The sequence below is a fragment of the Flavobacterium fluvii genome (assembly GCF_900129545.1).
Classification (GTDB): Bacteria; Bacteroidota; Bacteroidia; order Flavobacteriales; family Flavobacteriaceae; genus Flavobacterium; species Flavobacterium fluvii.
Window position 1 is genome coordinate 32,110 of sequence record NZ_FQWB01000002.1, and the last position, 13,425, is coordinate 45,534.

The window sequence follows — 13,425 nt, forward strand, 5'->3', positions numbered from 1 at the left end:
TTTTTGGTAATTTAAATTGGGTTTATTTGGTTTTAGGTTCTTCTTTTTCGTTTTTGGCATCCATCATTTCCATTAATTTCATGCCCAAAAGTCCACTAATTCCTCCATCGGAACCGGAATTTCCGGAAATTAACACATCTGGAATCACCTTGATTTTGCCTTTTCCAATCTCTTCCGTGATTTTGTATTTGGTAAAATTATCGCCACCCATTGCGGAAACCTGCAATTGATAAGCTTCGGCAGTCGATTGACCAATCGCCTTGATTTTTTCCGCTTCGGCCAAACCGGTTTTCGAGATTCTTTCAGCTTCTGCGCTGGCGGTCAATTTTGTGGCTTCGGCTTGTGCTCCAGCTCTTGCTTTTGTGGCCTCCGCTTCGGCATTGGCACGCATTTTAGTGGCTTCCGCTTCGGCATTTACGTTTAGTTTCAAACTCGTGGCATCTCCTTCGGCTTTTTTAACGGTGGCATCGGCAGTTCTTTGGGCGATTTCCACACTTTGCGAGGCTTTCACGATTTCTTTTTGCATATCGGCAATGGCGGTTTCTTTTTCCACACCTTGGCGTTGTTCTTGCGCCATTCTTTGGGTTTGATACGTTTTTTGCTCTTCCTCGGCAATTTTTCTGTCGGTCAAGGTTTTCATCAATGATTCTGGAGGAACGATGTCTCCAATCAAGGTGTCGACGGCATTGACATTGTATTCATCCAAAACTACTTTAATGTGGTTTTTGGCAGATTCTTGACGTTCTTTTCTGGTCGAAAGAAACGAAATTACGTCACTTTCTTGAGCCGAGTTTCTAAAATAATTTCCAATGGTTGGTTCCAAAACTTGGGAAACCAAGTTGTTCATGCTTCCAAAACGGGCAATTACTTTTGGCGCTTCATTGGCAGGAACGTGGATAATTTGGGATACATCCAGATTGAAAGGGAAACCATCTTTGGAGCGAACCGTTATCGTGGAAAGGTTTTGATCCAAGTTATGGGATTCACTTCTGGCATCGGCCCAGTTCAAAACCAGGTTGGTTGTAGGAACGGCTTCCAGTTTGGTTGTGTATTTGTTAAGTGCATATTTTCCTGGACCAAAAGGTTCCATCCATACTCCGCGTTGTCCTTTCGAAACAATATTTCCGTGTTTGAAAGTATCGCCAGTCACGTCTTTTCCGTCCTCGCCAATATAGGAAATCACGACGCCAACATATCCAATTGGCACATCGGTCATTGGAGTTTGCTCAATTTGAATCGCCCAAGAATTGATGTAATAGGAACCGGCAAGCATCACTTGGGGTTGCAATCCACGATTTCCACCGTTTTTCAAAAACTGGTCAAAATCCTGAAAGTTGTTGTGGTTGTCCACGAATTTACCGGCAATTTGTCCAATAGGAATAGGTTCGCCATCCATCGCCGTCACGATTCCAACCATGTTTTCGGAAATCACGATTTGTGGAGTCACCACTACTTCAAACAGAAAAGTATTGATACGATAGGAGCCAGTTGTTATAAATGCCGACTGGCGTCCTTTTTGTCCGCCGTTGTCCAAAAATAAAGTGGCATCCTGAAAATTGTCGGAGCTTACTTTTTGGGCCAGAATTCGACCCGTTGGAATTTCGGCACCGTCTTTACTCAACAGCAATCCGATATTTCCTTCCGGGATAATGGTAAATGGAGTCATGTTTACGGCATATTGCCATGGCCACATTCCCCAATACAATCCTGGAGCCAATGTTTTTGCCTGAAAACCTGCTTCGCCTTTGGTGGCAATAATTCTGCCGTCCGGCAATGATTTTTCGGCTCCAAAGAGCACGAATTTTTTGGTTACCAAACCAATTCTGTCTTCCGGAACGATTACCATTCCAAAGAAAACACGCAAAACAAATTTGTAAAGAACCAAACACAAAAGCAATAATAGTAACCACCAAAAATCAATAAGAGTTGTCATATTTTTAATATTAAATTACATATCAAAAATAGAATTTTTTTTGAATTTTACTACAAAAAATAAATAATTTAACGTTTGAATAATCTTACTAATGATTGCTGTTTGATAAAAAAATCATCAGTAACTTAACCGAACCTCTGCGCAGACAAACTACTTGACTTTGACAACAACTTTTCCTCTTGAACGGCCTGTTTCAACGTAAGACAATGCTTCATTTGTTTGCTCAAACGGAAACACGTTATCAATGACAGGTTTAATGACACCAGCTTCAATCAGTTTTGTGATTTCACCTAATTGTTTGCCTTCTGCTCTCATAAACAAGAACACGAAATTTGTACTAAGCTTCTTTGCTTTTTTCTTGGTGCCTAAACTAATCAATTTCGTAACTAATTTTAAATACCAAGGCAAACCAATTGCAGTTGCGAACTCAGGTGTAGGTGGACCGACTAATGATATAAGTTGTCCACCTGATTTTAATATGCGTAAAGATTTTTCAAGTATTTTTGTGTCTTTATTGCTGTGCAACACCAAATCATACTCTTTTAATTTGGTTTCAAAATCTTCGGTTTTGTAATCAATAATAAGGTCAGCACCAAGACTTTTTACTAAATCAATATTTTTTGTACTTGTAGTTGTAGCAACAAAAGCTCCTAAATATTTTGCCAACTGAATAGCGAATGTGCCAACACCACCCGAACCTGCTTGAATAAAAACCTTTTGACCTTTTTTTACATTCGCAATTTCGACAAGTGCCTGCCAAGAAGTTAAACCAACCAACGGGATGGAAGCAGCTTCTTCCATTGATAGATTTTTTGGTTTTAACGCCACGTCATTTTCATCAATAGAAATGAATTCGGCAAAAGTACCAACTCTATAATCTGATGGACGAGAATATACTTCATCGCCAATTTTGAATTTGCTAACTTTTGGACCTACTTTGGTAACGACACCAGCCACATCGTGACCATTTACAAATGGTGGCTTGTAGGGTAAAAACAGTTTGAAATCGCCATTTCTAATAAGTGAATCCAGCGAGTTGACACCCGCAGCATAAACTTGCACCAAAACATCATTTTCTTTTAAAGTGGGTTCAGCCCAATCCGTTAAATGCAATTTTTCTTTTTTGCCGTAGCTCTTTACTATAAATGCTTTCATCTTTTATTTGTTTTTTGAAATTGGATCAAAGTAATTGTTTTAAACTTTCTTTAGAATTTACAATGCCAAAAGCAACTTTGGGCCACAATCTATTGACAATATAAAGCAGTTTTGTATCGCCAACCCTGATGGTAAATTGATTTTTTTTCAGACCAACAATAAGTGCTTTTACAAGTTTTTCGGGTGTCAATTTTTTATCATTTCTTGTTGCTGTCATTTCAGTTTTCACTACAGGAGGCAAAAGCTCAAATACTTTGACATTATTTTGCATAACTTCCAAGTGTTTTCTAAGTGTTTCGGTATAAAAACGAAGAGCCACTTTAGATGCAGAATAAGTTGCTTCATTTACCGAAGGAACGTATGCAAGCAATGAAGTTGTATTGATAATAGCACTTTCTTTTTTTGATTTCAACATCTCAATAAAAAGATTATTTAAACGAATGACACCAAAATAATTAACATTCATTTCATATTCGGCATCTGTTAAATGACTGTCGCTTTTTATTCCCAAATTTGATGACAATTTTAATACACCAGCATTATTGTATAAAATGTCAATTCCTCCCAATCTTTCAATTTGTTGAAAAAGTGAAATAGCATCCTCTTCAATTGCAACATCACTTTTTATGGCAATTATCATAGGATGTTTTTGTTTGATTTTATCCAATTTTATTTGGTCTCTACCGGTAATAATGACTTTTGAACCTTCATTTAGAAATTGGTTTACGGCTTCTAATCCTATACCAGCAGTACCGCCTGTAATTAAGACTGTTTTATTTTTTAATTCCATATTCTATTTTTTTTAATTAAAGTAATTATATTTGCTTGCAAATTGCAAGTGCAAATATACAAACAACTTTCAAAATGCAAGTTAATTTTAAAATATTTTATGGAAGCAAATAAAAAAAGGTCAGACTGCCCATTGAGTTGTTCGCTTGACGTATTTGGCGACAAGTGGTCATTGCTTATCATTAGGGACTTAATGTTTTTTCAAAAATCAACCTACAACGACTTTTTAAAATCAGCTGAAGGAATTGCAACGAACATTTTAGCATCAAGACTGAAGGGACTTGAAGAAAATGGAATAATAGAAAAATCTGTACACCCCGACAGCAAAGCAAAAATTTTGTACAGACTGACGCCAAAAGGGATTGACTTATTGCCCATAATTATGGAAGTTTACATTTGGTCGGACAAATATTATGAAATGCCAGCCGAGTTAAAAGCGACAATCAAAGAAGCAAAGAACGACAAGGACAAATTTGTAAAACTGGTTACGAAAGAATTGAAAAGCAAAATGACCGAGAAAAAAGGCAACAGCTAGTTTGGCAATATGGTGGGTTTAGGCTTGATTTGAATTTGGTTTTGAGTCTTGCTAATGTTAAAAAGCAAAACAGGATTATCTGCATTAGTTATTTGGTTCTCAACTTAGCTAGTTCTTCGAATAATTCTTTCTCTTTTTCAGAAAGATTTGTGGGAATCACGATTTGGTAGGTAATGTATAAATCGCCAAACACGCCTTCTTTTTTATAAACGGGAAATCCTTTGCTTTTCAGTTTTGCCTTGGTGCCGTTTTGGGTTCCGGGCAAAACTTTGAGTTTTACTTTGCCGTCAAAAGTATCGACGGTTATTTCTCCGCCCAAGACGGCAGTGTATAAATTCACGTTCACGATGGAATGAAGATTGTGTTTTTCCAACTTGAATTTGGTGTGATTTTCAATGGTGAAGGTAATGTACAAATCCCCTTTTGGACCGCCATTTCGACCTTCGCCGCCCATTCCATTGATTTTTATGACTTGGCCGTTTTCAACGCCGGCAGGAATGGTAAGCCTAATGTTTTTGCCGTTGATGGTCAATTCCCGTTTTTGGGTGGTGTAAACGTCTTTCAAGTCAAGATGCAATTCGGCATTGTAATCGCCTCCTTTGGATTGCGCTGTTCGGCTTCTTCCGCTTCCAGCACGACTTCCAAACATGGATTCAAAAAAATCGGAATAATCGCCGCCACCGGAGAATCCTCCAAATCCTCCAAATCCTCCTTGTTGACCGCCACGACCTTGGTATTGTCGCTGCTGTTGTGCTTTTTCGAATTCTTCGGAATGTTGCCAGTTTTCGCCGTATTGATCGTATTTTTTGCGATTTTCGGGATGGCTCAATACCTCGTTGGCTTCGTTGATTTCCTTGAATTTTTGTTCAGCTTCCTTGTTGTCGGGATTGAGGTCGGGATGGTATTTACGGGCGAGTTTTCGGTATGCTTTTTTGATGTCGGCATCCGTTGCGGTTTTATCTATTCCCAATATTTTGTAGTAGTCTATAAATGCCATTTTACAATGTTTTTCTAAATTATTATTATCAAGATTGGTGTAATAATAGTGTCGAACATTCAAAATGTATGTTTTTCTTTAACACACAAATAATCGTAATTGTTTTGGCTTGTTTTACCCTCAAATTTAATCATTTCTGCCTTGTTAGAAAAGGAATAAAAGGTTTTATTACAGAGAGTTATTCTTCTTTTTGTGGATTTTTCAATACCATCCCCTGAATCGTTTATAGGGTAAATAAGTGACGGTAATTTCGATCATTCGTATAAGCCAATAAGAAATCCAAGTGATGAATTTGGAGAAAAGGCCATCTCTTAATTTCAGGGATTCGGGAGTGATGATTTCGCATTGATCCATAATTTGGATGAGGTGTTGCCGATAATTATTGGAGAATTCGGCAGAGTGGATTTCCACGTTCAATTCGATACTGGCAAAAGAGCTCAAATTATTCAAATTAAATGAGCCAATCGTAGTCCAATTTGCATCAACAATGGCTGTTTTTCCGTGCAAAACCGATGTTTTCCATTCGTACAATTCAATATTGTGTTTCAATAATTTGGAATATAAATAGCAACTGGCGCGTCTTGCCAGATTCAAGTCGGATATTCCGGAAAGAATCAACTTGATTTTCACCTTGTTTTCAGCGGCTTTTTTTAGGGTGTTAACCAGTTTTCTGCCGGGAATAAAATAGCCTCCCACTATTACAATTTCATTTTTGGCATTCTCAATAGATTTGATGTAGGCTTTATAAATCTCGTTTTTTCTTTTCAGCCAATCATTTTGAAGAACACTAACCAATATGGCTTCATTTTGATACATAACGGAGGCTGTTTTTTCCTTTTTTACACGTTTTTTCTTGAGATAAATATTTCGACATATTTTGGAGAGTAATGCCCCGATTTTTTCATCTTGTATTTCAACGGCATAATCGAGCCAGGGCTTATTTGTTGCTGTTCCATGGTATTTGTCGGCAATATTGATTCCGCCGATTAATGTAGTTTTTGAATCGGAAACCACTATTTTATGATGCAATCTTCTGCCAATGTACAATGATTTGGCCGACAAGAATGGAGCGAAAAATCGAATGTTGATTCCGTTTTGTCTCAAATCTTCCAGTATTCGATTGGGGAAGGAATACGAACCAAAACCGTCGAGCAAAATGTATATTTTAACCTTGCGAGAAGCGGCTTCTTTCAGCGCTTCAACAATTTTTTTTCCGATGTTGTCGTATTCGAAAATATAGGTTTGAAGATGGATTTCAGATTGGGATTCCAAAATAATGCGTTCTAAACGACAAAAATAATCTTCACCGCTATGGACGAGTTCCATCAGTTTTGTTTCGGAAAGGGTCGTGTCATTGTTCAGCATTTTTTTGGAATTAACACTTTTGAATAAAGTGCAATAGACTCAAATTTACGCAATTCTATTTAAAGTTAATGAAGTATCGTTTGCATGGGCAAAAAAAAAATCTCCAACTATTTTTCATAATTGGAGATTCTGTGTGTGAAATTAAATGAATTCTTAAATGGCATTCACTATGGCCAAGAAATCGTCGGCTTTAAGTGCAGCTCCACCTATAAGACCACCATCTACATCTGGTTTAGAGAAAATTTCTTTGGCATTGTCAGGTTTCACGCTACCACCGTAAAGGATGGAAACATCTTCGGCCACATCGCTGCCAAAAGTTTTGCGAACTGTTTCCCTGATGAATTCGTGCATTTCTTGCGCTTGCTCCGGGCTGGCAGTTTCTCCTGTTCCAATGGCCCAAACTGGTTCGTATGCCAAAACAATTTTTTCCCAGTCTTTGGCTTTTAAATGGAACAAACCATCTTTCAATTGGTTTTCAACGATGTTGAAATGATTTTTGGATTGACGGTCTTTCAATTCTTCGCCGAAGCAAAAAATAACGGTTATGTCGTGTTGTAAAGCAGTATCAACTTTGCTTGCAATCAAGGCATCCGTTTCGTGGAAAATAGCCCTGCGTTCCGAGTGACCCAGAATTACGGTATTCACGCCAACGCTTTTTAACATGTCTGCTGATATTTCGCCAGTGTAAGCACCACTTTCCGCTTGGTGCATGTTTTGTGCCGCCACGCTAATAGACGTAAACTCCAAGTGGTCAACGGCTGAAGCCAAGTTGACAAATGTAGGAGCCACAATTACTTGCGCATCAATATCTGTAGGGATTTTTGCAATTAATTCATTTAATAAATCTTCAGTTTGTTCTGCATTTTTATGCATTTTCCAGTTTCCTGCTACAATCTTCTTTCTCATTTTGTGTGTTTTATTATTATATTATTTTATTGAAATTGTTGTTGTCGTCAAAACAGACAACTATTTGTTTAACTCTTTTAAAACTGAATTTATCTTTTCAAAGTCGGTTTCGATGGCTCTGTAAAGCACTATTTTTCCGGTTTTGTCAATGATGATGTATCTTGGAACCCAGTCTAAATCGATGGCTTTTCCGAAAATGCCTTTCATTTGGTCGTTGGCCATAAAATGATCCCCTTTGAGTTCGTGTTTTTCGATTCCAATTTTCCAATTTTCGACCGTTCTGTCCATCGAAAGGAATAAATTGGCTACTCCTGGATTGTTGGCTTGCAGTTCTTTTGTTTTTGGTATTGCTTTTACGCAATCTGAACACCACGAAGCCCAAACCTCTATGAGCAGGGTTTTGCCTTTGTATTTTTTCAGGATGTCTTCAAAGGAGACTTGGCTTCCGTTTGTTGCCAAAAGAGTTTCCGACAAAGCTTCTTTTGAAAATGAATTCTTCTGTGCTTGTGAACAAGAAAAGTTTATCACGGCAAAAAGAAGGATAAGTGTTTTTTTCATTTTTTAAAAATTTTGCCCAAAGTTACATTTTATTAGCCAAAATTCAGGAAGAGTAAACAGCATTATTTCAGGTATTTATACTATTTCGATTTCGTAATAGGTTATTGTCGTTGTAAAGAATTGTAAAATGTATTTACTTCGTTTTTTCATCTGGATTGTTTTCCAAATAGATATGTTTGGTTCTTTTGGCTCTCTTTGTGAAATAGAGACGTTTGATGGTGTAGACGATATAAATACCCGAGGAGGCCATTAAAGTACATCCAAAAATAACATGAAAAGTAACTCCCAATGGTACCTCGAACCAAGTCGAGACTTCATTGAGAAAATAATACCCTATGCCAAAAAGAAAACAACTCACTACAACTAGTATTAGTTTTCTCCTTTTTCTCTGTTTTCTACTACTCATAAACAAAGTGTTTGTTGCTAATTACAAATTTAAATCATTAATGTCGTTGTAATGAACTTTTTGCTTGATAGTTCCGTAATTTAAAATCACGAAACTTGGATTGGCTCTTTCTATAGTTTTTAATGCGGTTGCATCACAGGAAAGAAAATCAAAACTGAGTCCATATTTCTTTTTGGAGGACTCGACAACGTCATTTGACGAGCCGGTCAACACGGCAACATAATAGCCTTTTGCAGAAGCGTCTTTGTACAATTTATCCAGTTTTTGCATGGCTTCTGGATTGGCTTTTACCAAATCATAAGCCACGACCAGCAACGCTTTTTCTTTGGATAAAACCAAATCAGTGTTGTCTTGTCCTTCCAAGTCCAGTTTGAAATCATGGATAGGAGGAAGGTAACCCTGAACGATAACTTTATCTTTTCTGTCCACAAATGTGGCCCCAGCAGGAAGTGACATCAAATCTTTTTCGGTGAATTCTTTGTCCACGCCATTTACTTTGTAAATAAAAACCATCTCGACAACACTTTTTGGTGCGTTATCCGGAATTGACATGTCGGTTCTAATATTTGTGCCGACTTTGTAAGGCCTGAAATCTTTTAAAGGCAAATGATTGATTACCCAATAACCCATAAATGCACACAAGGCAATACTTGTCAAAACCAATATATTTTGGACATTGTTTGCGAAAAGTGGTTTTATCAATTTTTTATTGAAAAACAGAATCAGGATAAAAAACAACAACACAATGTCTTTCGAAAAGGATTGCCAAGGTGTTAAATGCAAGGCGTCGCCAAAACAACCGCAGTCTTTTACGACATCATAATAAGCGGAATAGAAGGTTAAGAATGTAAACTTGATAATCAATAACAACAGCAACCAAATTGTTAGTTTTGATTTGTAGCCAATGAGCAACATCACGCCCAAAACCACTTCGAGGATAACCAAAAACAAGGCAATCGCCAATGAATAAGGCACGAAAAAAGGCATGTTGAAAACTGGTTCACTAAAGTATTCATCCAATTTATACGAAAACCCCAATGGGTCATTCAGCTTGATTAATCCCGAAATAATGAATAAAATCCCGACGAAAAGTCTGGAGAATTGAGTGATGGTTTTTTTCATGGTTATTTTTTAAAAGTCCAAAAAGTAAATAAAAATTTTTTGATTTGGAATTTATTTGTTTTTTGATTCGTCCATTAATATCAAGGCAAAAACGGCATAATTAATCATGTCCTGATAATTGGCATCGATGCCTTCAGAAACCAGTGTTTTCCCTTTATTGTCTTCTATTTGTTTTACTCGGAGCAGTTTTTGCAGGATTAAATCCGTCAAGGAACTTACCCTCATTTCGCGCCAAGCTTCACCATAATCGTGGTTTTTGTTTTCCATCAATTCTTTGGTAAGTTTCACTTTGGCATCATATAAAATGGTGGCTTCTTCCACGTTCAAGTCCGGTTGGTCCACAACGCCAAGTTCGAGCTGAACCAAGGCCATAATCGAATAATTGATGATTCCGATGAATTCGCTGGTTTCGTCTTCGTTTACTTTTCGAACTTCATTTTCCTGCAAGCTTCTTATTCTTTGGGCTTTGATGAAGATTTGGTCCGTCAGGGAAGGCAATCTCAAAATGCGCCAAGCACTGCCGTAATCTTTCATTTTATTGATAAATAGCGAGCGACAAATTGCAATTACGCTATCATATTGCTGTGAAGTGATGTTCATTTATTGGTTATATTTGTATAAAATTTTTTCAAAAATAAGGAATATTTATTGGATGAAATAGGGAATATTAACGAATTTTGATTTGAAATGACAATAAACTGCAAAGGACAACTTATAGATTTGACATCGCCCAAAGTAATGGGGATTTTGAATGTCACGCCCAATTCTTTTTTTGATGGCGGAAAGTATAAAAGCGAAAGTGAAATGCTGTCGAAAGTCGGTAAAATGTTGAATGATGGTGCAACATTCATTGATATTGGCGCGTATTCCAGCAAGCCCAGTGCCGAATTTGTTTCGGAAGAGGAAGAACTGCAAAGAATTGTTCCCATCATCAATTTAATTCTGGAATATTATCCGGAAACCTTGATTTCCATCGACACTTTCAGGAGTGAAGTAGCCCAAGTTTGCATCGAAAACGGAGCAGCCCTCATTAACGATATTTCGGCCGGAAATCTGGATGACAATATGTTGGAAATTGTGGCAAAATATAATGTTCCCTACATCATGATGCACATGCGTGGCACGCCACAAACGATGCAAAAGATGACCAGTTATGACAATATCGTCAAGGAAATGCTTTTATATTTTTCTGAGAGAGTGGCTCAAGCGAGAAGTCTCGGCATCAATGATTTGATTATCGATCCCGGGTTTGGTTTTGCCAAAACATTGGATCAAAATTATGAAGTTTTGCAAAAAATGGAAATGTTCGAATTATTGGAATTGCCTTTGTTGGCTGGTGTTTCCAGGAAATCTATGATTTATAAAACATTGGAATCTTCTGCTGAAGAAGCGTTGAATGGAACCACGGTTTTGAATACTATTGCCTTGTCCAAAGGAGCCAAAATTCTTCGGGTCCACGATGTCAAGGAAGCCGTGGAATGTGTCGCTTTGTTCAATAAAATCAATAATTATAGTGAAGTATTTTAGTTTAGCAATCCTTTTGATGTTGTTTTCCTGCGGCAACAAAGAAGATATTTTGTTGCCAAAATCCAATGTGAGCATCGTTTCAAATGTAGTGGATCATTCGCCGATTTATATTTTTTTCAGGACCAAGGGAAAAGACACTTTGGTGGAGGTGAACCGGAAAAATTCCATTATTTCCACCAATTGGATTCTCAATATCGACAAGCGATTGCCTTTGCGATTGGTTATTCCCGAAGTGATGAAATTGCAGGAAAAAAAGAGATACGAAGTCGCCCACAAAAACGAATTAGCCGAGAATTATTATTCCTATGCGGACAGCATTGGCAAGAATATGGCGTTTCTACCATTCACGAAAGTGTATTATAAAATGGATAAACCGATGTCTAGTTTCATCGTGTTTTTTTCTAAAAAAAATAAAGTTTATGTGGATGGAATTTTGGGAACTCGTGAAGAATTAAAACATTTTTTAACTAGTTTTAATGATGAGTACAAAATGATTAGGTTCGGTTTTGATAAAAACATGAGTTATGGAACTTATATTCAGAATGAAATTTTCATACAAAGTTTAAAAATTGAAACGGAAGAAGAGTTTATTTATTAAATTTTGAAAACAGCTTTTTTTTAATCTAAATAACTGAAAATTAAGCCTGGACACTGAATAATTTTTACTGTGAATTTAATTAAAAACACATAAAAGCCATCCTTTCATTATAAAAGGATGTTTTTTTGTTAAAGAAGGATTGACCAGATATTAATAACCTCCGCCACCTCCTCCTGAAGAGGTTTGTTTAGTAAGTTGTCCCCTAATTTCTCCTCCTGTAAATGCTGCTGTGTGTATGTTTACATAATATAGACCTGCATAAAGATCGGCTTCTTGTCCAGCATCAAGAGCTGTACTTGTATAATTTATTGGAGAAGTAAAGGTGGCAAAAGGAAAAACGGGAGGGCCACTAACTCCAACGGCACCTTTATGAATATGTCCGTTTGTGGGAGCTGAAATGGTGTGATTTACCGTGATTGTAAAGATTTTTGTCATGGTGTTGTACGTAAGTGTTGCCGTTCCAGTTGCTGTTGAAGTATTGGCAGGTACTTCACTTGCTCCATTTAAGGTCGCGGTAAATGTCACGTTTGGATTGGGAGCTGGGTCATCATCATCATTACAGGAAACAATTCCCATTGAAATAAACAAAATCGCTAAAATTCTAATAAAATGTCTCATAATAAATTCTTTAAGGTTAGATAAATTGAAAACTATTAACAGTCGTATTTATATTCATAACTTTTAAATTCGATGAGCTACGATTTGGGATTTTATTTGGGTTAATAAAGTTAAGATTTAATTCATAAAAAGGAGCAGGATATTAGGAAAGAATTAACTTTTGAAACTGTCTTTTTTTGCAGTAATAAAGTAGGTAAATTGCTTTAAATGAAGTGAATACGAATTGTGTTTACTGATGATGATACGGTTCATTCTTCAAAATCGTGAATCCGCGATACAATTGTTCGATAAAAAACAAACGTACCATTTGATGAGAAAAAGTCATTAGTGAAAGCGAGATTTTGCCTTGGGCTTTGGCGTAAACGGTATCCGAAAAACCATAAGGACCGCCTATGACAAAAACTAAAGTCTTCACGCCCGAATTCATTTTCTTCTGCAATTCTTCTGAAAAGCCAACGCTTGAAAAGGTTTTTCCGTTTTCGTCCAATAAAATGAGTTGGTCGGTTGGCGTTATTTTTGCCAAAATGAGTTCACCTTCTTTTTCCTTTTGCTGGCTTTCCGACAAGTTTTTCACGTTTTTGATGTCGGGAATGACCTCCAAATCGAACTTGATGTAAAACGACAAGCGTTTTTGATATTCTTCAATTAACGATTGTAGGTTTTTATTGTCGGTTTTGCCAATGGCAATGAGTTTAATGTTCATCTTGCGGAATTAAATAATGGCAAAGGTATAAAAATGAGAATCAAATAATAATGAACTACTTTATTTAGGTCATTTTGTGGAATTAGTTGAAAAAAGGAATTTTAATAATTTTATTTTAGTGATACCCCTATTTTTTTATGGGGTAGTTGTTTGTAATTGTGATAAATTAGGTTCGATACCACCTTTTTGTGATTATAGATGGTGAAATTTATG

15 protein-coding genes are annotated in these 13,425 nt (G+C 36.8%); 3 read left to right on the forward strand and 12 right to left on the reverse strand.

Annotated elements, in window-relative coordinates; translation table 11 throughout:
- Nucleotides 1-22: 22 nt before the first annotated feature.
- The 3 genes from BUC16_RS05865 to BUC16_RS05875 form a co-directional block, all read right to left on the reverse strand.
- Nucleotides 23-1,933, reverse strand: coding sequence for an SPFH domain-containing protein (locus BUC16_RS05865; RefSeq protein ID WP_073368836.1), 1,911 nt, complete (start codon nucleotides 1,931-1,933; stop codon nucleotides 23-25).
- 150 nt (nucleotides 1,934-2,083) lie between these two features.
- On the reverse strand, nucleotides 2,084-3,088 hold the full coding sequence (locus tag BUC16_RS05870) for an NADP-dependent oxidoreductase (RefSeq protein WP_073368838.1): 1,005 nt from the start codon (nucleotides 3,086-3,088) through the stop codon (nucleotides 2,084-2,086).
- A gap of 25 nt (nucleotides 3,089-3,113) precedes the next feature.
- On the reverse strand, nucleotides 3,114-3,878 hold the full coding sequence (locus BUC16_RS05875) for an SDR family oxidoreductase (protein ID WP_073368840.1): 765 nt from the start codon (nucleotides 3,876-3,878) through the stop codon (nucleotides 3,114-3,116).
- A 99-nt stretch (nucleotides 3,879-3,977) separates the two neighbouring features.
- Here BUC16_RS05875 and BUC16_RS05880 point away from each other — a divergent pair, with 99 nt between their 5' ends.
- The gene (locus BUC16_RS05880) at nucleotides 3,978-4,412 is read left to right on the forward strand and encodes a winged helix-turn-helix transcriptional regulator (RefSeq protein WP_073369496.1); all 435 of its coding nucleotides are present in this window, start codon (nucleotides 3,978-3,980) and stop codon (nucleotides 4,410-4,412) included.
- 88 nt (nucleotides 4,413-4,500) lie between these two features.
- Here BUC16_RS05880 and BUC16_RS05885 read toward each other — a convergent pair whose 3' ends face one another.
- The 7 genes from BUC16_RS05885 to BUC16_RS05910 form a co-directional block, all read right to left on the reverse strand.
- Nucleotides 4,501-5,409: a DnaJ C-terminal domain-containing protein gene (locus BUC16_RS05885; RefSeq protein WP_073368842.1), complete on the reverse strand. Its 909-nt coding sequence runs from the start codon at nucleotides 5,407-5,409 to the stop codon at nucleotides 4,501-4,503.
- Between the two features lie 201 nt (nucleotides 5,410-5,610).
- Nucleotides 5,611-6,774: a phospholipase D-like domain-containing protein gene (locus BUC16_RS05890; RefSeq protein ID WP_073368844.1), complete on the reverse strand. Its 1,164-nt coding sequence runs from the start codon at nucleotides 6,772-6,774 to the stop codon at nucleotides 5,611-5,613.
- A 153-nt stretch (nucleotides 6,775-6,927) separates the two neighbouring features.
- Complete coding sequence (gene tpiA, locus BUC16_RS05895; RefSeq protein ID WP_073368846.1) at nucleotides 6,928-7,680, reverse strand: triose-phosphate isomerase; 753 nt, start codon at nucleotides 7,678-7,680, stop codon at nucleotides 6,928-6,930.
- A 60-nt stretch (nucleotides 7,681-7,740) separates the two neighbouring features.
- Nucleotides 7,741-8,238 carry a TlpA family protein disulfide reductase gene (locus tag BUC16_RS05900; RefSeq protein ID WP_073368848.1) on the reverse strand — a complete coding sequence of 166 codons (498 nt, stop codon included), beginning with the start codon at nucleotides 8,236-8,238 and terminating at the stop codon, nucleotides 7,741-7,743.
- Nucleotides 8,239-8,371: 133 nt separating this feature from the next.
- Nucleotides 8,372-8,644, reverse strand: coding sequence for a hypothetical protein (locus tag BUC16_RS17575; protein WP_141226092.1), 273 nt, complete (start codon nucleotides 8,642-8,644; stop codon nucleotides 8,372-8,374).
- 21 nt (nucleotides 8,645-8,665) lie between these two features.
- A complete protein-coding gene (locus BUC16_RS05905; RefSeq protein ID WP_073368850.1) occupies nucleotides 8,666-9,766 on the reverse strand; it encodes a BT_3928 family protein in 1,101 nt (366 codons plus the stop codon).
- Between the two features lie 51 nt (nucleotides 9,767-9,817).
- Complete coding sequence (locus tag BUC16_RS05910; protein WP_073368852.1) at nucleotides 9,818-10,366, reverse strand: DUF1599 domain-containing protein; 549 nt, start codon at nucleotides 10,364-10,366, stop codon at nucleotides 9,818-9,820.
- Nucleotides 10,367-10,453: 87 nt separating this feature from the next.
- Here BUC16_RS05910 and folP point away from each other — a divergent pair, with 87 nt between their 5' ends.
- The gene (gene folP / locus BUC16_RS05915) at nucleotides 10,454-11,293 is read left to right on the forward strand and encodes a dihydropteroate synthase (protein ID WP_073368854.1); all 840 of its coding nucleotides are present in this window, start codon (nucleotides 10,454-10,456) and stop codon (nucleotides 11,291-11,293) included.
- Complete coding sequence (locus BUC16_RS05920; RefSeq protein WP_073368856.1) at nucleotides 11,280-11,891, forward strand: hypothetical protein; 612 nt, start codon at nucleotides 11,280-11,282, stop codon at nucleotides 11,889-11,891. Before folP ends, BUC16_RS05920 begins: the two co-directional genes overlap by 14 nt.
- A gap of 150 nt (nucleotides 11,892-12,041) precedes the next feature.
- On the opposite strand, the gene BUC16_RS05925 is transcribed toward BUC16_RS05920, so the two are convergent.
- A complete protein-coding gene (locus BUC16_RS05925; protein WP_073368857.1) occupies nucleotides 12,042-12,509 on the reverse strand; it encodes a CHRD domain-containing protein in 468 nt (155 codons plus the stop codon).
- Nucleotides 12,510-12,738: 229 nt separating this feature from the next.
- The gene (gene rlmH / locus BUC16_RS05930) at nucleotides 12,739-13,212 is read right to left on the reverse strand and encodes a 23S rRNA (pseudouridine(1915)-N(3))-methyltransferase RlmH (RefSeq protein WP_073368859.1); all 474 of its coding nucleotides are present in this window, start codon (nucleotides 13,210-13,212) and stop codon (nucleotides 12,739-12,741) included.
- Nucleotides 13,213-13,425 lie beyond the last annotated feature (213 nt).